This window comes from Candidatus Edwardsbacteria bacterium RifOxyA12_full_54_48 (assembly GCA_001777915.1).
Lineage (GTDB): Bacteria > Edwardsbacteria > AC1 > AC1 > EtOH8 > UBA2226.
Map to the genome: position 1 here is coordinate 313,919 of MFFN01000004.1, position 22,650 is coordinate 336,568.

The 22,650-nt window shown below is 55.9% G+C and carries 22 protein-coding genes; 12 read left to right on the top strand and 10 right to left on the bottom strand.

Going from position 1 to position 22,650, the window contains the following annotated elements; genetic code table 11:
• Window positions 1–66: 66 nt before the first annotated feature.
• Window positions 67–372, bottom strand: coding sequence for a hypothetical protein (locus tag A2273_03015; GenBank protein OGF07455.1), 306 nt, complete (start codon window positions 370–372; stop codon window positions 67–69).
• Here A2273_03015 and A2273_03020 point away from each other — a divergent pair.
• The 6 genes from A2273_03020 (at window position 347) to A2273_03045 (ending at window position 6,203) form a co-directional block, all read left to right on the top strand.
• A complete protein-coding gene (locus A2273_03020) occupies window positions 347–772 on the top strand; it encodes a hypothetical protein (protein ID OGF07456.1) in 426 nt (141 codons plus the stop codon). The two genes, A2273_03015 and A2273_03020, sit on opposite strands and share 26 nt — an antisense overlap.
• Window positions 762–1,598 carry an ABC transporter ATP-binding protein gene (locus tag A2273_03025; GenBank protein OGF07457.1) on the top strand — a complete coding sequence of 279 codons (837 nt, stop codon included), beginning with the start codon at window positions 762–764 and terminating at the stop codon, window positions 1,596–1,598. Before A2273_03020 ends, A2273_03025 begins: the two co-directional genes overlap by 11 nt.
• On the top strand, window positions 1,595–2,431 hold the full coding sequence (locus A2273_03030; protein OGF07458.1) for an ABC transporter: 837 nt from the start codon (window positions 1,595–1,597) through the stop codon (window positions 2,429–2,431). The genes A2273_03025 and A2273_03030 overlap by 4 nt, the downstream gene beginning before the upstream one ends.
• A 32-nt stretch (window positions 2,432–2,463) precedes the next feature.
• A complete protein-coding gene (locus A2273_03035) occupies window positions 2,464–3,591 on the top strand; it encodes a hypothetical protein (GenBank protein ID OGF07459.1) in 1,128 nt (375 codons plus the stop codon).
• Entirely contained in the window at window positions 3,575–4,261 is a 687-nt protein-coding gene (locus tag A2273_03040; GenBank protein ID OGF07460.1) for a hypothetical protein, read from the top strand. Before A2273_03035 ends, A2273_03040 begins: the two co-directional genes overlap by 17 nt.
• Window positions 4,262–4,472: 211 nt before the next feature.
• Window positions 4,473–6,203 (top strand): ferrous iron transporter B, encoded by a 1,731-nt coding sequence (locus A2273_03045; protein OGF08007.1) that lies wholly within the window; start codon window positions 4,473–4,475, stop codon window positions 6,201–6,203.
• A 214-nt stretch (window positions 6,204–6,417) separates the two neighbouring features.
• Here the strand turns inward: A2273_03045 and A2273_03050 are convergent, their stop codons facing one another.
• The 9 genes from A2273_03050 to A2273_03090 form a co-directional block, all read right to left on the bottom strand.
• Window positions 6,418–7,224, bottom strand: coding sequence for an S-adenosylmethionine decarboxylase (locus A2273_03050; GenBank protein OGF08008.1), 807 nt, complete (start codon window positions 7,222–7,224; stop codon window positions 6,418–6,420).
• 230 nt (window positions 7,225–7,454) lie between these two features.
• The gene (locus A2273_03055; GenBank protein OGF07461.1) at window positions 7,455–8,129 is read right to left on the bottom strand and encodes a hypothetical protein; all 675 of its coding nucleotides are present in this window, start codon (window positions 8,127–8,129) and stop codon (window positions 7,455–7,457) included.
• Window positions 8,130–8,133: 4 nt separating this feature from the next.
• A complete protein-coding gene (locus A2273_03060; protein ID OGF08009.1) occupies window positions 8,134–8,931 on the bottom strand; it encodes a hypothetical protein in 798 nt (265 codons plus the stop codon).
• A gap of 405 nt (window positions 8,932–9,336) precedes the next feature.
• Window positions 9,337–11,295, bottom strand: coding sequence for a hypothetical protein (locus tag A2273_03065; protein OGF07462.1), 1,959 nt, complete (start codon window positions 11,293–11,295; stop codon window positions 9,337–9,339).
• A complete protein-coding gene (locus A2273_03070) occupies window positions 11,292–12,083 on the bottom strand; it encodes a hypothetical protein (protein ID OGF07463.1) in 792 nt (263 codons plus the stop codon). Before A2273_03070 ends, A2273_03065 begins: the two co-directional genes overlap by 4 nt.
• A complete protein-coding gene (locus A2273_03075; GenBank protein OGF07464.1) occupies window positions 12,064–13,161 on the bottom strand; it encodes a DNA polymerase III subunit delta' in 1,098 nt (365 codons plus the stop codon). The genes A2273_03070 and A2273_03075 overlap by 20 nt, the downstream gene beginning before the upstream one ends.
• A complete protein-coding gene (locus tag A2273_03080) occupies window positions 13,161–13,682 on the bottom strand; it encodes a hypothetical protein (GenBank protein ID OGF07465.1) in 522 nt (173 codons plus the stop codon). The genes A2273_03075 and A2273_03080 overlap by 1 nt, the downstream gene beginning before the upstream one ends.
• A gap of 102 nt (window positions 13,683–13,784) precedes the next feature.
• Window positions 13,785–15,554: a hypothetical protein gene (locus A2273_03085; protein OGF07466.1), complete on the bottom strand. Its 1,770-nt coding sequence runs from the start codon at window positions 15,552–15,554 to the stop codon at window positions 13,785–13,787.
• Window positions 15,555–15,988: 434 nt separating this feature from the next.
• Window positions 15,989–16,747 carry a hypothetical protein gene (locus A2273_03090; GenBank protein OGF07467.1) on the bottom strand — a complete coding sequence of 253 codons (759 nt, stop codon included), beginning with the start codon at window positions 16,745–16,747 and terminating at the stop codon, window positions 15,989–15,991.
• Between the two features lie 265 nt (window positions 16,748–17,012).
• On the opposite strand from A2273_03090, the gene A2273_03095 reads away from it, so the two are divergent.
• The 6 genes from A2273_03095 to A2273_03120 all read left to right on the top strand — a co-directional run bounded on the left by A2273_03095 (window position 17,013) and on the right by A2273_03120 (window position 22,616).
• Entirely contained in the window at window positions 17,013–18,641 is a 1,629-nt protein-coding gene (locus tag A2273_03095; protein OGF07468.1) for a hypothetical protein, read from the top strand.
• Window positions 18,642–18,816: 175 nt separating this feature from the next.
• Complete coding sequence (locus tag A2273_03100; protein OGF07469.1) at window positions 18,817–19,785, top strand: cytoplasmic protein; 969 nt, start codon at window positions 18,817–18,819, stop codon at window positions 19,783–19,785.
• Between the two features lie 257 nt (window positions 19,786–20,042).
• Entirely contained in the window at window positions 20,043–20,468 is a 426-nt protein-coding gene (locus A2273_03105; GenBank protein ID OGF07470.1) for a hypothetical protein, read from the top strand.
• Between the two features lie 56 nt (window positions 20,469–20,524).
• Window positions 20,525–20,746 (top strand): YggU family protein, encoded by a 222-nt coding sequence (locus A2273_03110; GenBank protein OGF07471.1) that lies wholly within the window; start codon window positions 20,525–20,527, stop codon window positions 20,744–20,746.
• The gene (locus tag A2273_03115; protein ID OGF07472.1) at window positions 20,743–21,273 is read left to right on the top strand and encodes a hypothetical protein; all 531 of its coding nucleotides are present in this window, start codon (window positions 20,743–20,745) and stop codon (window positions 21,271–21,273) included. The genes A2273_03110 and A2273_03115 overlap by 4 nt, the downstream gene beginning before the upstream one ends.
• A 38-nt stretch (window positions 21,274–21,311) precedes the next feature.
• Entirely contained in the window at window positions 21,312–22,616 is a 1,305-nt protein-coding gene (locus tag A2273_03120) for a hypothetical protein (protein OGF08010.1), read from the top strand.
• Window positions 22,617–22,650 lie beyond the last annotated feature (34 nt).

Below are 22,650 nucleotides of genomic sequence, written 5' to 3' on the forward strand. Positions count from 1 at the left end.
ATACCTTAAAAAAAAAATATTGTCAAATGGTTTTAGGGAAGCTATGGGACGCTGATCAACGCTGATTTAAATGATCTTATCATCGCGGGCAAACTTTCGCCAATGCCTGCGAAGCGATCCAGGACCCATTGACCACTCCGCCATAGGCGGATCCGCCCATTTGGATTTACTTACGGTGACGGAAAAGAGCACAAAGAGATTTTTCATTACCGTACTTGCCCAGCCTTCATCTTCTTTAATTTCGAGGAGAAAAAGAGGGGTGTCTGTGGATTTGTGTTGAATGCAGACTTGACAAACCGGGCCCAGGATATTATAATGAATGCGAATAATTCGCATTATAAGACCGATGAAAAACCGAACCAGAACCAGCAAGGCCCAGCGCAGCATCCTGGATATCCTGGAACGGGCCAAGGGGAAGCACCTGCGGGCCGAGGAGATCTGGCAGACCCTGCGGTCGCAGGGCCGCAACATCCACCTCTCTACCGTCTACCGCTCCCTGCAGGCCCTGACCGCCTCGGGGCTGGTCAAGCGCAATTACCTGCAGGAGAACCACGCCCATTACGAACTGGCCGGCACCCCGGGCATCCATCTGGTCTGCAGCCAATGCGGGCAGGTCCAGGAGATCGGAACGGCAAAGGAGGACAACATCCTGGGGGCCTTGGAAAAGGAGCTGAAGGACAAGTTCATGGTGATCGACTGGCAGATGCAGCTTACCGGGCGCTGCGCCAAATGCCTCGACAAGGTCCGGAACGGAGCCGCCCATGGTCGTTGATAATAAAATTACCTCAAATAAATCCTGCGGATATTGCTGCACCAAGCTGGTGAAGCTGGGCGTGGCCTTCGGCCAGAACAGAATACTGGAGGATGTCAACCTGCACGTCCACTGCGGCCAGTTCACCGCCGTGATCGGCCCCAACGGGGCCGGCAAGACCACCCTGCTCAAGGCCATCCTGGGCGAGGTGCCGCACACCGGCCACCTGCATTTCATCGATTCTGCCGGACAGCGCCCCGACCGGCCGCTGGTGGGTTATGTTCCCCAGAAGCTGGAATTCGATGCCACCGCCCCGGTCAGCGTCAGGGACCTTTTTGCCGGGGCCGCCGGCCGCCGGCCGGTATGGCTGGGCATCGGGCACAGCCAGTCATCCCGGGCCAAAGAGGCTCTGGACACGGTCCAGGCCGGGCATCTGCTGGACCGCAAGCTGGGACAGCTCTCCGGCGGGGAACTGCAGCGGGTGCTGCTGGCCATGGCCATCACCCCGGTGCCCAACCTGCTGCTGCTGGACGAGCCGGTTTCGGGGGTGGACCTGTCCGGCATCGAGCTGTTCTACCAGATGGTCTCCCAACTGCGGCGGGACTATCACCTGTCCATCATCCTGGTATCCCACGACCTGGCCACAGTGGCCCAGTTCGCCGACCGGATAGTCTTTTTGAACCGGACCGTCATCGCCGACGGCACGCCCCGGGAGGTCCTTTCCAACCGGGCGGTCCGCCAGGCCTTTGCCCTGCCTCCGGAAATGGCCCTGAGCTTTCCCGAGATAGGCCCGGAGCATACGAACGGCCGGGGATGCATCAGCTGCAACCTGGAGAAAAGCCCATGAACCTGTGGTACTGGTTGACCGGCCTGCTGCCATTCGACTGGCTGAGCTTCGCCTTCATGAAGCAGGCCCTGCTGGCGGTGATCCTGGTATCGTACCTGTTCGGCCTGCTGGGCTCCCAGGTCATCAACCAGCAGATGGCCTTCTTCTCCGACGCCATCGGCCATGCCGCCCTGACCGGCATCGCCCTGGGCGCCATCATGGGCCTGGCCGACCCCACCTGGGCCATGGTGATCTTCTCCGGCCTGCTGGCTTTGGCCATCTCCTGGCTGAGGCGCTTCAGCCTGACCTCGACCGATACCGTCATCGGACTGTTCATGGCCTTTGCCGTGGCCCTGGGGATAGTGATCCTGTCGCGGGGCGGCGGGTTCGCCAGGTACTCCGGCTACCTGGTGGGCGACATCCTAAGCATCACCCCGGCTGAGATAAGGAACCTGCTGGTATTGATACTGGCGGTGACGGTCCTCTGGGTCCTATATTTCAACCAGCTGATGCTGATCAGCCTGAACCCCTCGCTGGCCCGCAGCCGGGGCATAAAGGTATGGCTGATAGAGGCCATGTTCTCTCTGGTGGTGGCGGTGGTGGTCACCGTCTCCATCAAGTGGGTGGGCCTGCTGGTGATAAACTCTATGCTGATACTGCCGGCCGCCGCCGCCCGCAACATCTCGGGCAACACCCGGCAATATGTCTGGTGGTCCATCGCCATCAGCCTGGCCTCGGGGATATCGGGGTTGATCGCCTCCTATTACCTGTCCACCGCCACCGGGGCCACCATCGTGCTGATATCCATGGGGATCTTTGTGATCACCCTGGGGCTAAAAAAACTGATCCGCTAAACATAAATTTAACAATCAAACGGAGACGCCGAATGCGAAGGATTGTTCTGTTTTCATTAACTCTTGTTTTTTCGATCCTCATGTCCGCCGCTTTGCTGGCCCAAATCAGGACCTGCGCCACCTGTGGCAAGACCATCACCAAGGATTTTCTGGAATACAACGGCCAGCCCTACTGCTCCCAGAAATGCTTCGAGGCGGCCCTGCCCAAATGCTCGGTCTGCGGCAAGTCGGTGGGCGAAGGGACCAAGCAGGGAGAATTTCTCAGGGTCAACGGCAAGATATTCTGCTCGGAGAGATGTTTTGAGCGATCCCTGCCCAGATGCGCCGCCTGCGGCAGACCCGCCAAAAAACAGCTTCGCTCTGCCGATGATGCCTCGAAAGTGTACTGCTCGCAGGAGTGCTATCAGACCAGCCTACCCAAGTGCGAGTTGTGCCAAAAACCATTGAACAACTGGAAGGCGATCAACAGCCATATTTATTGCAATGACTGCGCCACCCTGCCCCAATGCCTCAATTGCCGGCTGCCTGGGGCCGAAATAAAATTGGCCGACGGTAGATATCTTTGTAAAAAATGCCAGCCGGAGGCAATCGTCTCTTTTGAGAAAGGGCAAAAATATTTTAACCAGGTCCGGCAGGATATCAAAAAATATTTGATTCTATCAACCGATCATAGGATAACTTTCCAACTGGTGGATGCGCAGGAACTGGGCAGGATCACCGGAGTAGCGGTTTTTTCCGAACAGGGCCTGTACAGTCACAAATGGAAGACCTATCAGACAGCCAAAACCAAGGTGCCGGGCAGTGATACCTTCGTGATCTACATTCTTTCCCATCTGACCCTCAAGTACTTCTACAATATAGCCGCCCACGAACTGGCCCACGACATTCACGACGCCTATTATCCCAACGCCAAGGGCAAGGAGCTGGAGGAAGGCTTTGCCGAATACATCTCCTCGCTGATGAACGCTTACTGGGGCAACGACAGCTTGAATCTTGAGAAGCTGCAGAACCAGGAGAAGATCTACGCCCAGGGATATCAGAGATTTTTAAAGATAGCCGAGAAGAACGGCCTGACCGATGTTCTGGCCTACCTGGAGAAACTGAACCAAGCGCCCCAACCCAAAACGACCAGGAAAAAACCCAGTGAAACAAAACCTTAAGATATCTCTGCCGGTCTTGATATTCGGCATGGTTTCATTGACCCTTACTTCGGGTTGCAACCCTGAGCCGCCCAAGACCCGGCGGTTGCCGCATGACTATTCAAGATACAAGCTGTCCAAATACGATTCGCTGGAATATTTCAATATCTCCCCCGACGGCAACCGGTTCATGGCCCTGTATAAGATCAAGGACCAGTGGTTCGCCCAGGTCAACGAAAGGGTCTTTGAGGATTTTCAGGGAACCTTGCTGGACAGCTTTTCCAGCAAGCCTAAATACAGTCTCAGCCCCGAGGGCTCCAGGGTGGGGCTGGTCTATCAAAAGGAGAATCCCTATCTCTTCCGGGTGGCCAGTGGTGATCCCGGCCGGGCAAATATACCGCCGGCGGACACTTTGCCCCGCTGGTTCGTCCAGATAAACCAGAATGTCTACGGCGGATTTGACGGCGACCATATGCCGGTGGTAAAATATTCGCCGGACGGCTCGGTGTTCGGCTTCGTTTACAAGAACCGCGGCTGGTATTACATCCGGCTGAACGACGAGATCTTCGGTCCTTACCAGAAGGCCGATCTGGGCATCACCAGCGACGGGCGGATCACCATCGCCCGTATTGACAAAGGCTACGCCTACCTGGAGGAGATAGAAAAAACCCCCAATCCCAAACAAAGATGATATTATGCTGCTTACCTTGACGGAATTGAAGAACGGCGAGGCCGCCCGGATCGAATCCATCTCCGGCGGACACGGTCTCCAGGCCAGGCTGGAGAGGCTGGGGCTTCGCCCCGGACTTAGGGTGACCAAGGTCTCCGACTTCGGCCCGGTGGTGGTATCCTCATCCAACGGGCAGGTGGCCATCGGCAAGGGCCTGGCCCGGCACGTGAACGTGAAGGTCGATGATTTCAAGGTCCTGCTGTTCGGCAACCCCAATGTGGGAAAGAGCGTGGTCTTCTCCCGGCTGACCGGCCTGGGGACAGTCTCATCCAATTACGCCGGGACCACGGTGGAGTTCTCCAAGGGGGCCATCTGGGCCGAGGGCAAAAGAATGGAGCTGATCGACGTGCCGGGGGCCTACACCCTGGAGGCCACCTGCAGCGCCGAGGAGGTGGCCAGCGATTTCTGCACCCGGGACCAGGCCGACCTGATAATCAATGTGGTGGACGCCACCAATCTGGAACGCAACCTGTATCTGACCCTCCAGCTGCTGGAGAAGAAGATCCCATTGATCGTGGTGCTCAACAAGTGGGATATCGCCCGCCACAAGGGCATCAACATCAACTGCCAGGAGCTGGCCCAACGTCTGGGGGTCAGGGTCATCCCGGTGGTGGCGGTGACCGGCGAAGGCTTGAAGCAGGTGATGTCGGCGGTGGCCGGAGCAGGACGGGGGGAGGTAAGACCTTCGGAATTCAAACCCATCGACCACCAGGAGCGCTGGCATATCATCGGGCACATCAGCCAGGAGGTGCAGCGGATAACCCACAAGCATCCCAGCCTGCTGGAGAAACTGGAGGACGCCAGCGTCCGGCCGCTCTCCGGGGTGCTGATCGCCCTGGGGCTGATGGTGCTCTCCTTTACGGTCATCAGATTGCTGGGAGAGGGGCTGATAAAATATCTGCTGGATCCCTTCTTTATAAACATTTACGGCCCGCTGGTGCAAAAGCTGGTGGCCTTTATTCCCTGGCCGGTGATCCGCCAGCTGCTGGCCGGACAGACCCCGGAGTTCATGCAATCCTTCGGGGCGCTGACCACCGGGGTCTACATCCCCCTGGCCATAGTTCTGCCCTACATCGTCTCCTTCTATCTGGTGCTGGGAGTGCTGGAGGACATCGGCTACCTGCCCCGCCTGGCGGTGCTGCTGGACCGGACCATGCACCGCCTGGGCCTGCACGGCTACGCCGCCCTGCCGCTGGTGCTAAGCTGCGGCTGCAAGGTGCCGGGGGTGCTGGCTTTAAGAGTGCTGGAATCGCGGCGGGAGAAGATCCTGGCCTTGACCCTGTTATTGATGGCCGCCCCCTGCCTGCCGCAGTCGGCCATGATGGTCTCCCTGCTGTCGGGCTTCGGGATCGGGTATGTGCTCCTGGCCTTCGGGGTGCTGATCGCAGTGGCGGTGATCAACAGCCTGTTCTTGAACCGCATTTTGAAGGGCCAATCCCCCGAGATCATCATGGAGATCCCCTCCTACCAGATGCCCCACGCCGGAACCCTTCTCCGGAAGACCTGGCTGAGGATCAAGAGCTTTTTGCTGGAGGCCACTCCGCTGATAGTGCTGGGGGTGCTGGCGGTGAATATTCTGGAGATGCTGGGGGCGATAAGATTGCTGGGCCGCCTGGCCAGACCCCTGGTGGTGAACGTTCTGGGTCTGCCCCGGGAGGCGGTCAGCGTCATCCTGTTCGGATTTTTGCGCAAGGACATCTCCATCGCCCTGCTGGCGCCTCTTAACCTTTCGCCCAAGCAGGCGGTGATCGCCTCGGTGTTCCTGGTGCTGTACCTGCCTTGCATAGCCACATTCTTCGTGGCTTTCAGGGAGATCGGTTGGAGGGGGATCGCCCGGGTGCTGGCATTGACCCTGAGCTGGGCCCTGGTGGTGGGGTTTTTGATGAATCTGATCTGGGTGTAAAATTAACGACCTCACTTTCCCCTCCCTAATGGCCTACTTCGCCGCAGTGAGCCTTGACCCAAAAAAGTATGCTGCGGCTACCAAGGCTGAACTTCCGGAAAGAACCTGCACTGAGATAGGCACGTTGTTGTAACAAACGAAGTGGGGAGGTGAGAGATCCGTCCAAAACAAAAAAAGCCGTGGCTCTTAAGCCACGGCTTTTTGCATGCCTGAACTAGATGTTTTCGGCGAAGAATATCTCCGACATCTCCTTCAGCAGTTTCTTCTTGATGTTCACCTTATCACGGGCCCTCAGCTTGCTGGTGCTCCGGCCGAAGATGTAATCGTCTATGTTGAAATCCCGCAACAGCATCTTGGTGTGAAAGATGTTCTCGTGGTAGACATTTGTGTCTATCAGCTGGTAGTCCTTGTTGACCTCCTTGTAGAGGTAATTCTGGATGGAATTTATCTTGTGGTCTATGAAATATTTCCGTCCGCTGAGGTCCCTGGTGAATCCCCGCACCCGGTAATCGATCACGGCGATATCTGAATAAAATGCGTCCAGCAGGTAATTCAGCGCCTTCAGCGGCGAGATCACCCCGCAGGTGGAGACGTCGATGTCGGCCCGGAAGGTGCTGATGCCGTTGTAGGGGTGGCTCTCAGGGTAGGTATGGACGGTGATGTGGCTCTTGTCCAAGTGGCCCGCCACCGCTTCCGACTGGATATTCTCGGCCGGGGCATCGGGAAAATCGGGGTGGTCCAGCTGCATGTGCTGTTCCGAGATCAGCATGGTGACGCTGGCGCCCTGCGGATCGTAGTCCTGCTGGGCGATGTTCAGCACCTTGGCCCCGATGATGGAGGCCACCTCCTTGAGGATCTTGGTCAGCCGGGCGGCGTTGTATTCCTCGTCGATGTACTTGATGTAGTCCTCGCTGTATTTGAGCCCCTTGGCATGGCAGATATCGTACATGTTGAAACTGAGGGTCTTGGTCAGGTTGTTGAACCCGTAAAGCTTCAGTTTTTTGATGGGCTTGACCTCGATCCTGGCATTCTTGGCCCGGAAGATATTTCTTTCCTTGTATTTTACCATCTCTTTGACCCCTGATAAAAGAATGAATTAATAAACGGGTCTATTATAGAACTAATCTGCCTTAATATCAATAGATAAAATCAAATAACGGGATTTATTTCGCCAGCGCTAAAATAAAAAGCCCCGCCGATTCATCTGTCATTCAACTGGAAACAGAGGATTGGTATTCACAAATTGACCACCTACCACCCCACGGCCAGCCCCAATTCCAGCGGAGTCTCCATCACCATCCGGTCGAAGGTCATCAAAAACCCGTAATCCAGGGTTATCCCAAAGCGGCGGGTCACCGGAACCTTTATCCCCAGGCTGGCCTGGCCGAACGGCCGGTAAGTTGTCTCTCCGGTTCCGGGCATGGGGGTTAACACCGTCAATTCGGAAAAAGGTGTTAAATATGAATCAGTATCTCCAAACCCTGTGTAAAATTTTCCGACATGCGAGGCCATCACACCCAGTCCCAATTTTAGGTTGGTGCCCATGATGGCTCGCGGTCTGATCAGCTTAATGTACAGACTCACCGGAACCTGCCAAGAGGCCTGGCCGGTCCAGATCAAGGTTTGTCCGCCTACCCCAGTAATCTCCGCGCTTCCAGCAGGCTGCTTGCTAAATGTCTGGTAGGAGCCGGTGCCGCCAAATGCCAGCCAGTCCTTGGTACGGTATTCCAGTCCGCCACCGGCCTGCCAGCCGCTCTCCCATAGCGAGAAGGGTTTGTCGTCAAACCCGTTCTCCGCCCAGTCAGGGCTGGCATTGTCCACCCAGCCAAAATTTATATTGGTGCTCCACTGGGCCGCCGCCGGCAAGGCAGCCAATAAAATGACCAGTGAAAATGTTTTTTTCATCGCCTTCTTTTCAAACTTCATACTTTCAACCCTTAACTTCTATCTTCCCCACCGGCGCCACGTAGACCACGAACTCGTCCTTGCCGTCCAGTTGGCACAGTTTGTCGAACAATTTCTGGTTATAGGCCCCGATGGCGCATGTCCCGCAGCCGATGGACTCGCAGGCCAGATACAGGTTCTGGCAGAGGTGCCCCGAGTCCTGCAGGATGATCTTCTTGGCCTCCAACGAATAGCGCCATTCCGTCTTGTACGGCACCGCGCTCCAGATGAAGGTCACCGCGCTCCAGATGAAGGTCACCGCGCAGTTGCCCACGTATGTCTGTCCCAGGGACGCCTTGGTCAGTTTCCTGGGCATCGACGGTACGGTGAAAAGTTTCACCAGCTTGTGATCCACCGGCTGGTAGCGGTACATTCCCTTTTTCAAACCTTTGACATTGTTGACGGCCAGGTATGTCTCAAACGGGTGCATGCATCCGCCGGAGGGAACTGTGCGAAGGCCGACCTTGCCGTTGGCCATCAGCTTTTTTATCCCCTGGGTGGCCCATAAAAGATAGGACAGCTCCTCCAAGGTCAGCGGATCGTCGGTGTACTTGCGGCGGCTCTGGCGGTCGCCTATGCAGTCGAAGATGTCTGATTTCTTTAAAACGGATTTGTCCGGCTTGGGCAGTTCTATGACCTCGGCATCCTTGGGGCATTCCTTCTGCAGCGACCCGCGCTCCAGCCCCTTGGTCTGGTCCGAGATCACCTTCTCCAGCTTTATGAACCCGGCCTTCATGGTCTCGCGGAACTTCAGGGTCTGCTTTTTGGCTTTGACGGTGTTCATTTCCAGCTTGGCCATCATGTTCCCAATCTCCGCCAGCCCTTTCTCGATCTCCTCCAGGGCCTTGGCCTCCTTTTGGGGGCTCATCTCCCCGACGTCCTTGGCCTGCTCCCTGATGAAATCCTCCCAGCCGGCCGGCAGGTTCTTGAAGAACTCTTGCTGCAGCTGGTCCCCGGTCTTGTTCAGGACCTTGAGGAAGGCCTCCTTGAGTCCCTTCTCGCTTTCCATGATGTCGCCCACCAGCATCTTGCGCTCGATATCATTGAGGGCGATGATTTTTTTGATGATGTCGGACATGCTTTACTCCTTCTTACCGATTTTCACATTATCCAGTGCTGGTTTCCACTGGGTCTGGCTCCAGGCCAAAGGGCGAATCTTACGATCCGCCCTTTTTATATTCTCAGATATCTATCTGACCTCGCTGCCGGGTTCAGTCTTCCGTTGCGGGTTAAGTATCACCACCCCGTCCTGGTCCTGGGCCGCCAACAGCATGCCGTGTGACTCCAGCCCCCGGATCTTGGCCGGCTTCAGGTTGGCCACTATCACCACCTGTTGTCCCACCAGCGATTCCGGGGTGTACCATTGGGCGATGCCGGCCAGCACCTGCCGGGTCTCCTGGCCCAGTTTGACCTGCAGTCGCAGCAGCTTGTCGGCGTTGGGCACCTTCTCGGCCGAGATGATCTCGGCGGTGCGCAGTTTTATCTTTTTGAATTGATCGATATCTATTAGCTCTTCGACCGGCTGGACGCTGGGTGCTGTCCACTGTCCGCTTTCAACGGTTGCCTGCTTTTTTCCCTGTTCCACTTTTTTATCCTTCTTGTCGTTATTTTTTTCTATCCTGGGAAACAACGGTTCGCCAGCCGATATCTTCTGGCCGGGCTTTGCCAGTCCCCACTTCTGGGTATTGGCCAAAGTAATGTCCTTTTCTTCGACGCCCAGCTTGGCCAGCAGCTCCCGGCACTTGCCGGGCATCACCGGAAACAACAGGATGCTGGCAATCCGCAGGGCCTCGGCCGCGTTATACAGCACGGTATCAATGCGTTCCTGGTTGCCCTCCTTGAACAGCTTCCAGGGGGCGTTGGATTCAACGTAGCGGTTGGTATGCTTGACCATCTCTAAAACCGAGACCAGGGCCTGGTTAAGGTCGAACTGTTCGACCTGTGATTTTACTTTTTCGCCCAGTCCCACGGCGGTGGATTTAAGCTCATCGTCTGAACCTTCCTTCTTTCCGGCCTGGGGTATCGCCCCCTGACAGTATGATTCCACCATCTTGAACACCCGGCTGGCCAGGTTGCCGTAATCGTTGGCCAGATCGGAATTGATCCTCTGTTCCATCCGGGCATAGCTGAAATCCCCGTCGCCGGTGGTGGAGATCTCGGACAGCAGAAAATAGCGGGTGGGATCGGTGCCGTAGCGGGCGGCGATGGCCTCGGGGTCTATCACGTTGCCCAGCGACTTGGACATCTTCTGGCCGTCGGCCGTGATATATCCATGGACCAGCAATTTATGGGGCAGGGCCACCTGGGCCGACAGCAGCATGGCCGGCCAGTATACCGCGTGAAAACGGATGATCCCCTTGCCGACCACATGGATCCGTTCCGGACAGTCGGTCCAGTATTTTTGGAACAATTCCCCATCATCGGCATAGTCCAACGCGTTGATATAGTTGGCCAGGGCGTCGAACCAGACATAGACCACCTGGGCGGGGTCGCCGGGAACCGGAATCCCCCAACCCTTGGCCCTTTCTTTGGAACGGGAGACCGAAAAATCCTCCAGTCCGCCTCTGACAAAGGACAGCACCTCGTTCTTGCGGGTCTTGGGAACAATCAGATATTGGTCTGATTCTATTATCTTCTCCAGCTGCTGCTGGTACCTGGAGAGCCGGAAGAAATAATTTTCCTCCTCGATGCGCTCCGGGGCGGTTTCGTGCTCCGGGCACTTGCCGTCGGTCAGTTCGTCCGGGGTGTAGTACTGTTCGCAGCCCACGCAGTACAGTCCCTGGTAGCGCTTTTTATATATATCTCCGCTGGCCAGACAGGCCTGCCATAATTTCTCCACCCCTTTTTTGTGCCGTTCCTCGGAGCTGGTGCGGATGAAATCGTCGTTCGACAGGTTGAGATAGTTTTTAAGCTCGGCAAAATATTTGGCGTTCCGGGCCACCAGCTCGGCGGTGCCTATCCCCTCGCTCTCGGCGGTCTGGACGTTCTTCAGGCTGTTCTCATCCGAGCCGGTCAGAAAACGGACCTGTCGCCCGAAAAGTCTCTGATAGCGGGCGATGGCATCGGTCTGAACTATTTCCAGGGCGAAGCCGATATGAGGCTTGGCATTGACGAACGGAATGGCGGTGGTTATATAAAAGCGTTTCATTTCTGTTTGATCTCCGAAAAGGCGAACCCGGCGTGGCCCTCCTCGAACTTGACGTATATCCTCTGCTTGAAGATGTCCACCTTGTAGACGGTGCCGTCGCCCTGCGGGGTGCCCACCACCGAGCCCACCTTGGGCAGATGGCTGTAGGATTCCTCGTAGAAGGCGTCCTCGTACATCAGGCAGCACATCAGGCGGCCGCACAGGCCCAGCATCTTGCTGGAGGTCATCGACATGTTCTGCTCCTTGGCCATCTTCAGGGTGACCGGCTCGAAGTTGTTCAGCCAGGCCACACAGCACAGCTGGCGGCCGCACTGGCCGTAGCCGCCCACCCGCCGGGCCTCGTCCCGAACCCCTATCTGGCGCATCTCGATCCGGCCCTTGAACATGGTGGCCAGGTCCCGCACCAGACTCCGGAAGTCCACCCGCTTCTCGGCGGTGAAGTAGAAGATCAGTTTGCTGCCGTCGAAGCGCGACTCCACGTCCACCAGACTCATATGCAGCTCGTGCTTGGCCACCAGGTTCTGGCAGGCCAGATAGGCCTCCTCTTCGCGCTTGTGGTTGGTCTGCAGTTTGGCCAGATCCTCTTCGGTGGCCTTGCGCAGTATCTCCCCGGAGCGTTTCATCTTGTCGCGGAACTGAACGTTGTTGCGGATCACCGTTCCGATCTCCTCGGAGCTGTCGTAAGTGACCACCACCAATTCCTGGGGCATCAGGCTCAGCTCCTGGGGATTGTTATAGTATGTTCCCCGGGCCTGTTTAAAATGAACCTCAATCAGAGGTGCTGGCATCTTCCTCTCCTTGCGTTGTATTGCAGGCTGACAGCAGGCACAGCCTGGGGTTTACGTTCCGCTCCAGCGCGATCCTGGCCTTTTCAATGGCCCGGACCATCTCCGAAAGCTTCTGCTGGCCTGTTTTTTTTCCGAGGTCCGACAGCTCGGCCTGCCGGTCGGCGTTCAGTATCCTTCCCGTTACTTTTAGATGCACCAGGTCGGCGACCACCGCCGACAGCATCTCCAGGATCCTGGCCGGGCGCCCCCGGTCCCGGGCTATCTGGTCTATGGCCTCCACCATCTCCCATTGCCGGCCGTCCACCGCCGCCTTCAGCAGCTTGACGGCCAGGTCTCTTTCGGACAGCAGGTCCTGATCGGTCATCTGCAGGGCCCTTCCCAGGCTGTTGCCGGCCAGCTCGGCCAGCAGGCCGGCGGCCATGGGGTCCTGTCCGTGATCCTTTATCAGGGATTTGATCACCGCCTCCCGGGGCAGGGGTTCGAACCGCACCTTCTGGCAGCGCGACAGAATGGTTGGCAGCAGGGCATTGGGCCGGTCGGTGGTCAGGATGAAATTGGTGGTGGGCGATGGTTCCTCCAGGATCTTCAAAAAAGCGTTGGCCGCCTCGGTGGTCATGGCCTCGACCCCGGTTATCAGCACCGCTTTGCGTTTCCCCTCGTAGGGCAAAAACCCCAGCCTCTCCTGCAGCTCGCGGATGTCGTCGATGGAGATGGCGATCGGCCGGCTGCCGAAATCGAAAGTCTGGAAAGGGCGGGCCTCCTTATCCTTGAGCATCTCGGCGATCTCCTCGGTCAGTTTCCGCTTGTCGCTGTCCGACGAGGGATGGGGCCGGGGGAACAGGTAATGGAAATCGGGGTGGATATAGGCCGCGGTCTTATGGCAGGAGTTGCACTGCCGGCAGGGCTGGTCGCTCTCGGACCGGCAGTTGAGGGCCAGGATCAGTTCCATGGCGGCCAGCTCCTTGCCCACCCCGTCCGGCCCGTAGAACAGATAGCTCTGGGCCAGCCGGTCCTCGGCCCAGGCCTGCCGCAATATTTTCTTGGCCACGCTCTGGCCGATGAGATTTTCAAAAAGCATTAATCGTCGATTACCCAAGTTTTTGTCTCGGAGCTATATGTTGCAAGCATCCACGCAGGTATTGAAAAGGTTAGAGAGTATTCTTTATTATTATCATTTTTGTGATATTGATACTTACGATCTAAAAAAATTCCCATTTTAGTGTTCAGGTCTTTTCCGGTAACATTTTCAAGATCATCAATCATATTTGGATAAAAGCCCTTTCCCTCTTTATAATGATCCAATGCTTCAATAATAACTTTCGCCTTTTTCATGCTTGCTTCTGTTTTTCTATTGATAGCAAAACCGCTGATAAAACCAATTACAACAAGTGACCCAATAATACAGAAGCCGTTATAAAAAAATATTTTTCTTTTGTTGAAGTTCGAAAATAATATAAAACCAAGTCCTATGAAGCATAAAACTATTTGTGTTAAACCCAATACTGCGGCAAAAATGAAACCATTTGATAGTTCGATATTTATATAAACTACAATTAAAATGGCAAATAAATATAATGGTATGTATTTGAAAAAATTCATTTTTGAAATAAATAAATTGGATTTTTATAACTATTCTTTACAAACTATTGGCCTCATCCAATGTTACCCTGTCATCCCTGATCCATAAACTGTTATCGGCGTCTATTCCAGTTCCTTGACCTGCTTGTTGCGGATGGTCATCAGTTTGGACTTGGGCATCGCCCCTTGCCGGCCGAAAGCGTACTGCCCCGAGGCTCCCTCGCTGGAGTTCTCGGCCAGGTCCAGGGCCTTCTGCAGGTCCTCCCGGGTCGAGGCCCCCTTCTGCAGGGCGGCCAGCATCACCCTGGCCCCGTCGTAAGCCTGGGCCGACAGCTTGGACGGCGCCTTGCCGTAAGCTTTCTTGTAGCTCTCCTCGAACCTGGCCGCGGCCAGGGCCAGGTTGGATCCGGAGGACAGAGTGGCAAAGATAGCCCCTTCCACGTAGGTCCCGCCCTTGGAGGTGACCTTGGGATCGCCCCAGCCATCGGAGCCCAGCAGCTGCACCTTAAGCTGATTATAGACCAACTGCGGCGCGATCATGATTATATCATTGGGCATGGCCGGTATGAACACCGCCTGCACCTTGCCGGCCTTCAGGGTCTCGGCCTGGGCCTTGAAGTCGGTGGTGCCCGGTTCGTAGCAAACCGAGACCGCCACCCTGACCCCCAGGTTCCTGGCCTGTTGAACGAAAGCCTCGGCCACCGCCGCCCAGCCAGGATCGTTGGGATACAGCACCCCCAGCGTTTTCATGCCCAGCTTATTCACCGCGCAATCGGCCAGGGCCGCCCCCTGCCAGCTGATGCTCTGGCTCAGCTGGAATATATACGGCCCCAGGGTGGAGATCCTCTCCTCCGAGGCGGTGGGCGACAGGAACGGCACGGCCTTGAGATTGGCCACCCCGGCCGCCGCGCTGGTGGGCCCGGACAGCACCTCGCCGATGATCCCGATCACCTGGCTGGTGTCGCTAAGCCGGATGGTGGCCTTGATGGCGTCAATGATGTCTCCCTTGGTGTCCTCGGTGAGCAGCTTGACCTTGTTGGTGGTGGTTTTGTTGTATTCGGTGAAGGCCAGGCTCACCCCTTCTTTGACCGCGGTGCCGTATTCGCCGTACCGTCCGCTTAAGGGGACTATCAGGCCCACCTTGCGCCCCACATCGCCCACCGGCATCATCGGCTTGTTGTCCTTGAGAGATGCCAGCACCGGCTTGGCCAGCCCGGCCTCCTGGCTGGCGGGGTATTTTTTTACGATCTCCTGCAGCAGCTTGATGGCCTCGCTGTTATTCCTGGCATCCAGTTCCTTCTGGGCCAGCTTCAGCCCCAGAGCCGGTGCCATCTCGGATTCGGGATATTTGCGGAACAGTATCCGCAGCTGCCCATCGGTAAGCCTCTCCTCTATCATGGCGGAAAGCGGCAGCAGCAGTGCCTCGCGCTCGTCACCGGTCCTGGCGGCCTCCAGCCCCTCGATATACTGCTGTCCGGCCTTCAGGTGGTCCTGGCTGGTGAAATAGCAGTCGCCCAGCAGTTTCTTGGTCAGGGGATATTCCTTGGATTGGGGATATTTCTCCGCCAGCATCCAGCCGTTCTTCAGGGCCAGGTCCAGCTCGTTAAGGTCGTAGCGGCTCTTGGCCGAAAGGTATATGGCCTCGGGGACATAATTGGAGCCGGGATATTTGGCCAGCATCTCCTGGGCGGCCGCAATGGTCTCCTTGGGTTTGTGCTCCTGGTAAAGATTGCGGGCCTTTTTTATGAAGGCCTCGGCTCCGGCGTCCTGATCGTTGACCTGGGCAGTTTTGACATCATCCTTTTTGGCCGGAGTTTTTTTGTCCACCGCCGGCTGCAGGGTGGCGCAGGATACGGCAAAGGCAGCCAGCATCAATAAGTAAAGGCTCTTCATTTTATCTCCGTAAAAACAAATATTAGGTTATTACACTGAATGATCTGTAGAAATCCGAAGGCGCAAATTCATAACCTCGATCTTTCCAGTCGACCTGGAAAGATCGAGGAAGCGGGGTTTGGGGTGCAGTTGCGGTCTAGTGCAAGGCCGAAAGCGGCAGCGTAGGCCATACTCATGGAAAAATAATTATAGGTTGATACAGCGATTATTTAGAGTTAATGTTTTATGTCAGCCCTGCACCCCAAGAGCTCTTTTGACCTCTCCCTGCCTAACGGCTTCCCTCCCCGCTGCGGGGAGGGAGTGAGGGTGAGGTCTGTCGAAACAGAAAAGTAAGCCGCCGCTTTGTATGGTAATTAACAAAAGGGTTATTACCAGCAATTGTAAGTATAACAGCCCTTTATTTTTATGTCAACATCAAAAGACCGCTGCAAATTCTACCTTTTCCTGCCGATGGCCCAATGCACCGGCATCATCATCCATCTGCCGTCAGTCATTATTTCCATTGACTCCATGGCCTCCCTGGGATATCCCAGTTTATGCAACAAATCCCACTCCTGCCGGAACAATTCAGGGTTCTGATCGAATGTTGTCTTATCGCCTAACGATCCCGCGGTTGTTTTAAACCCGGCTTTGGTAAAGATGTTCTCCAGCTTCCTGCCCCTGGCGGGATCGGCCCCCTTATCCGTCAGGTCATTGACCAGGAATTCTTTGATGTTCGGTCGGGCTTCGGGATGATCCTGACGTGAAGAATAATCAGGTTCGGCCAAAGCAGCCAATGCCCCTCCTTTTTTTAGCACCCGTCGGCATTCGGTGGTTACCTTTTCAGGACAGCCTGCCCACAGCCAAAAATAATGGGTGACTATCAGGTCAACTGATTCATCGCCCAGGGGAAGTTTTTCGGCATTGCCAGACAGCCAGAGCAGCCTTTTATTTGATGTTCGCTCCCCGGCAAACATCAGGGCCGGTTCATCATTATCCAACCCGAAGACATCCGAATCGGTGCGTTCCACCAGTTCATTGGCGATCGCCCCGGTGCCGCAGCCGATCTCCAGAATGTTCTTACACCGGACGATCTCAAGCCGGCGGTAAAGATGGGATCTTAAGGCCCGGGTCCATTCCGCCTGCCGGGCGTAGCGCTGGTGCCACCAGGCCAGATCTTGGGGGTTTAAATTTCTTGACAAACCAATATCCATATAATATCATGTTTTAGTAATAGCAGGACTCTGAACCTTACCGCCAGGCTGACTTGATTTTTTAACCGGTGAAGCGATCCCGGCCTGTCACCCTGAGTTGGCCCTTTGCCTCACTGGCTGAATGGGCGACAGATCGTCATCCTTCAACTTGCCGGATAAACCGAATATCTCGGGATGACATTGAAAGAAGACCCGATTGACGAATATCCCACGATCGTATTATACCAAAAAACGGGCGAACAATAAACCGAAAGAGCGATTTATCATGAAGATCAAAATAACGATATTTCTGCTGGCCATTATTCTGGCTGCCGGGCTGGCCCAGGCCCAGGATTACGGCTTCACCCTTCCGCGCAATACCTCCTGGCTGGTGATAACCCCCGCCGGCCAGGCCGACCTTTATTACGAGCTGACCTTCGTCTGCGATCCCGGCGCCCACCCCATCGACATCGTGGACATCGGGATGCCCAACGGCAGCTATCAGCTGGGCGGGGCCATGGCCCGCATCGGACAGGCAGAGCTGGAGGACATCCGGGTCTCGGAATACGTCAAGCCTTACGGAGTGGAGGTCCACCTGGGCCCCAGGACCATCCGGCCGGGCGACTCCGCCACGCTGTTCTTCAACATCCATCTGGAAAAACTGCTGTATCGGGACTCACAGGACCCGGATTACGTCTCCTTTGAATTCTCCCCCACCTGGTACGGCTCCAAATATGTCAGCGGCTCCACCCGGTTGGAATGCAATTTTTCTTTCCCGCCCGGCATGAGCCCGGATGAGCCCCGCTATCACCAAAAACAGTTCACCGAAGCCTGGCTGGACACCGTTGAGAACGCCGTGATCTACCGCTGGGTGCTGGATGGCGCCGATCCCGACCGGCAGTACGCCTTCGGGGCCTCGTTCCCGGCCAAGTATGTGCCCAAGGAGGCCATCGAACAGCCGACCCCCTTCTGGCAGAAGATGATCGGCGGCATTGCTGGATTCATCTTCGGAATCTTCAAATTCTTCTTCAGCACCATCGTCTTCTGGATATTCGGAATAGCGATATTCTTCGGTATCCGCCAGCAGAAAACCCGCCGTATGAAATATCTGCCGCCGGAGGTTTCCATCGAGGGGGTGGGCATCAAGCGGGGGCTGACCGCTCCCGAGGCCGGCATCATCCTGGAGATGCCCCTGGACAAGGTGCTGAGCATGGTGCTGTTCGGATTGATCAAAAAAGAAGCGGTGGAGGTCACCGACCGCGAACCCAAATTAAGAATAAAAATCCTGAAACCGGAACTGGCCGCCCTGCCCTATGAAAAGAGCTTTTTGGAGGCCTTGGATAAATACGGCCTGCCGGACGAGAAAAAATTGCGGGAGGTGGCCGTCAAGCTGATAAAGGGTGCCAACGACAAGATGAAGGGCTTCTCCCGCAAGGACACCGCCGCCTATTACCGCGGCATCATCAACCAGGCGTGGAAGCAGGTGCAGGACGCCCAGACCCCGGAACTGAAGAGCCAGCCCCTGGAGGATCAGTTCGACTGGATGATGATGGACGGCGATTACCAGAACCGGATGACCCAGCACTACGGCACCGGCGATGTCTTTTTGCCGCGCTGGTGGGGCCGGTCGGGCTACGGCACTCGCACCGGAGGCGGAGGGACCACGACCTCCGGCGGGCCGGGAGTGCAGATGCCCAAACTGCCCGGAGCGGACTTTGCCAACAAGGTGACCACCGGCGCCGAAAGCATGGCCGCCGGCCTGGTAGGCAAACTGGACAGCTTCACCGGAGGCGTGACCAACAAGACCAACCCCGTCCCGGTCTCCTCCGGCGGACGAAGTTCCGGAGGCGGGGGCTGCGCCTGTGCCTGCGCCTGTGCCGGATGCGCCTGCGCCTGCGCCGGCGGGGGGAGATAGAAAAAGAGCGGCTTGTCACCCTGAAGAAGGCACCTTGCCTGACAAGCTGAACGGGTGAACATTGTCATCCTACGCCCAGCCACGTATAGAAGGATTCTCAGGATGACAAAAAAATAATGCGCGAATCGAAAAACCTGGGGGCCCCTTGGCGGTTAAAATAATTTGAATGACATTTATGAAAAGACCCAACAAACCCATCGTCGTGGTCAGCAAGTGCCTGACCTTTGCCGCCTGCCGTTACAACGGCCTGATGGTGGGCTCCGAAACGGTCGAAGCCCTCAAGAAGCACCTGGACTTCATCCCGGTCTGCCCCGAGGTGGAGATCGGACTGGGCATTCCCCGCCAGCCCATTCGGGTGATCGATGGCAAGGGCGAAACCCGGCTGGTCCAGCCGTCCAGCGGCCTGGATGTCACCAAAAAGATGCTGGACTTCAGCCGAGAATATTTGACAAACCTGAAAGAGGTTGACGGCTTCCTGCTTAAGAGCCGCTCGCCCTCCTGCGGGATCAAGGACGTCAAATTCTACGCCGGGCCGGGACATCCGGCCCCGCTGGGCAAGGCCCAGGGCTTCTTCGGCAAGGCGGTGCTGGACAGATTTCCCGAAGCCGCCGTCGAAGACGAGGCCCGGCTGGAAAATTTTTCCATCCGGGAGCATTTCTTCACCAAGCTGTTCGCCCTGGCCGATCTTCGGCGGACTGCCGCCTCGGGCGAGATGAAGGAGCTGGTGGGTTTCCATTCCCGCAATAAATATCTGCTGATGGCATACAGCCAGGCCAAACTGAAGGTGCTGGGCCGCATAGTGGCCAATCATGACCACGAAAGCTTTTCGGAATTGGTGGAAAATTACCGGGCTGAATTCTCGGCCGCTTTATCGCACGCCCCCAAGCACACCTCGCACATCAACGCTTTGATGCACACCCTGGGTTATTTTTCGGACAAGATATCTTCGGGAGAAAAACAATATTTTTTGGAAAGCCTGCAAAGCTACCGCAACGGAAAGCTGCCATTGAGCGTGCCCCAGAGCCTGATCCGGTCGTGGATAGTACGATTCAACGAGGAATATCTCAAAGAGCAGACCTTTTTCCGGCCCTTCCCCGAGGACCTGGTGGAGATAACCGATTCCGGCAAGGGAAGAAAATATTAGCGGTTCTTTCGTTATCTTTGGGGTCCGGGGGAATTTGACGAAATCGCTGCAAGAACAAACAAACAGCAAATAGATTATTTAAAAAAGCTATTACAGATTCTGATCCTCACATGTTAGTTCCAAATTCCCCCGGCACTTCTTTGGTTCTTTCTTGGTGACAAGAAAGAACAGAAAACGTTCTCCTCTGCTACAGGTCAAGCCCCTTTCATAATGCAACAACAAACAATAATTCTAAAATTAATAATTGGTAGATTATCATGCATCAAACCCAGCCGCCGCAAAAACAGAATAACCTGTACATTGTCTACTGGGCCATGGCCGCCGAGCCGGTGATCCTGGCCCTGATCGCGGTATTACTGAAGTCCCGCAATGCCGTGGAAAATTTTCTCTCCCCGGCCTCGGAGGAACCGGTAATGGTGGCTTTCATTGCAATATCCATGATCTTCGTCTGGCTCAGCTTCAGGTTTGCCTCCGGCCGGAACCTGCTGCCCCAAGCCCTGACCGCCCAAGCCAACCCTCAGGGGTTTCGCCTGGTGGCTTTGGGTCTGGCCATTGCCCCGGGGATCTTGGGGTTCGTCCATTACCTGTTCTTCGGAAAACTGCTGGCCCTGCTGATCCTGAACGGTGGAGCGGTGGCCCTGACCATAAAGCACATCACCCAATTCAACGAAGGGAATTCTTAGGCCTCTCCCGTCCCCTCCTTGATCAAGGAGGGGATTTAGGGGTGGTTAAAACCATTATGCTCATCAACCTCAAAATAATCCCCAATGCCAAGCAGGCCAAGATCGTCCCCGAGAACGACGGCTACAAGGTGTATATTCCCGCCCCGGCGGTGGATGGCAAGGCCAACGCCTGCCTGATAAAATTTTTGGCCGAACATTTCAAGGTGCGCAAGAGCGCCGTTAGCCTGGTGCGCGGGGAGACCAGCCGCCACAAGGTGGTGGAGATAACGGGACTATGAATAATGAAAATATATTAAAAGCATCCCGCTGGCTGTGGGTAGTGTTTTTTCTGCTCGATCTTTTGGCGATACTGGCGCTGTCGTTTCTCATTACCTTGAAAATATTGTCTCTGACCGTCTTGGGATCGGTGCTTTTGTTGTTTTCCGCTTTCGTCCTGGCCATGTTGTTCCGCCAGATCATTGTTCCTTCCTGGCTGGAAAAAAACGGAGACATGATCATCGTTCGCTGGAACAACTGGAAGTTTTCGGGCAGGCTCCTCTCGGCCGGCTTTCAGGGAAAACACAAACTGCTGCTGGAGGTCAGCGATGCCGATCTGATGCTGACCCCGGTCGGACCAATGATGGGCCTGGCCGGTCTGGCCCTGAAGCCACTATTGGGTCTGTTTCTTCCGGATTTCCTGGCCCAGAGCTATTACTTTAAAAAAGAATCCCTGCTGAAAAAGGTACGCTCCGGCGAAAACCGTTATAAGCTTGTTTTCCCAACATTCCTGCTGGGAAAAAGAAAGGTGAAGAAATGGCTTGTCTGAAAGATCTCTTTTCCCGGGAAAAACCGCTTCATCCCGGCCTGTTCCAATACCGGGGACAGGAGGGCGATAAAAGCTTCCGGCTGCACCTGCGCATCGAGCCGGATAGCAGGGGCGTATTGGTTATCAACGCCTCCCGGATATTGCATTTGAACCAGACCGCCGCCGAGATGGCCAAGCATATCATCGAAGGCGATGAGACGACGGTAGCGGTCAAACAGATGCTCAAAAGATACCACGGGGTCAAAGCCGAGCGGCTGGAGCAGGATTATGATTCGCTGAAGGAAAAGATATTCACCCTGGCCCGGACCGATGACATCTGCCCGGTGACCTATATGGACATCAACCGCATCGAACCCTTCGAGACCCCGGTCTCGGCGCCCTACCGGATGGACCTGGCCCTGACTTACAAGTGCAACAACGCCTGCGGCCACTGCTACCTGCCCAAGGACCGCCAGCCGGCCGAGTTAAACACCGGCCAGTGGAAGCAGGTCATAAAGAAGATCTGGGAGATCGGCATCCCCCATGTCTGCTTCACCGGCGGCGAGGCCACGCTAAGGCCCGATCTGACGGACCTGATCGCCTACGCCGAGGAGACCGGCCTGGTCACCGGTTTATTGACCAACGGCCGCAATCTGAAGAACAATGATCTGGTTAACAGGATGGTGGAATCAGGGCTGGACCATTTCCAGATAACGCTGGAATCGCACGATGCCAAGGTCCACGACCAGATGGTGGGCGCCAAGGGGGCCTGGAAGGAGACGGTTCAGGGAATAAAGAACGCCGTGGCCACCCCGGTCTACACCATCACCAACACCACCCTGACCAGGCTTAACGCCGATAATATCGAAGCCACCCTGGAGTTCATCAAATCGCTGGGGGTGGCGGCCATGGCCTGCAACGGGCTGATCTACGCCGGGCAGGGCGCCACCTGCGGCATAGGATTCAAGGAAGAGGAGCTGAAACCATTGATGGAGCGCATCCGCCAAAAGGCGCAGGAGCTGGAATTGCGGCTCATCTGGTACACCCCCACCCAGTATTGCCAGCTGGACCCGGTCAACCTGGAGCTGGGGGTCAAGACCTGCACCGCCGCCAAATACAACATGTGCCTGGAGCCGGACGGCTCGGTGATCCCCTGCCAGAGCTATTTCGCCGCTTTGGGGAATATTCTGGCCGACCCCTGGGAAAAGATATGGAACGCCAAACCGGCGGTGGACCTGCGCAATAAGGCTTATCTGCAGGAGAAGTGTAAGGACTGCGATAAACTGCCGCTGTGCGGCGGCGGCTGCCCCATTTACAACCAACAGCAGGAAGTGTTGTGTTTGGACAGCAAATCAAACGGATAAAATTAATCATCTTTTAAGAGATAAAATGAGAAAA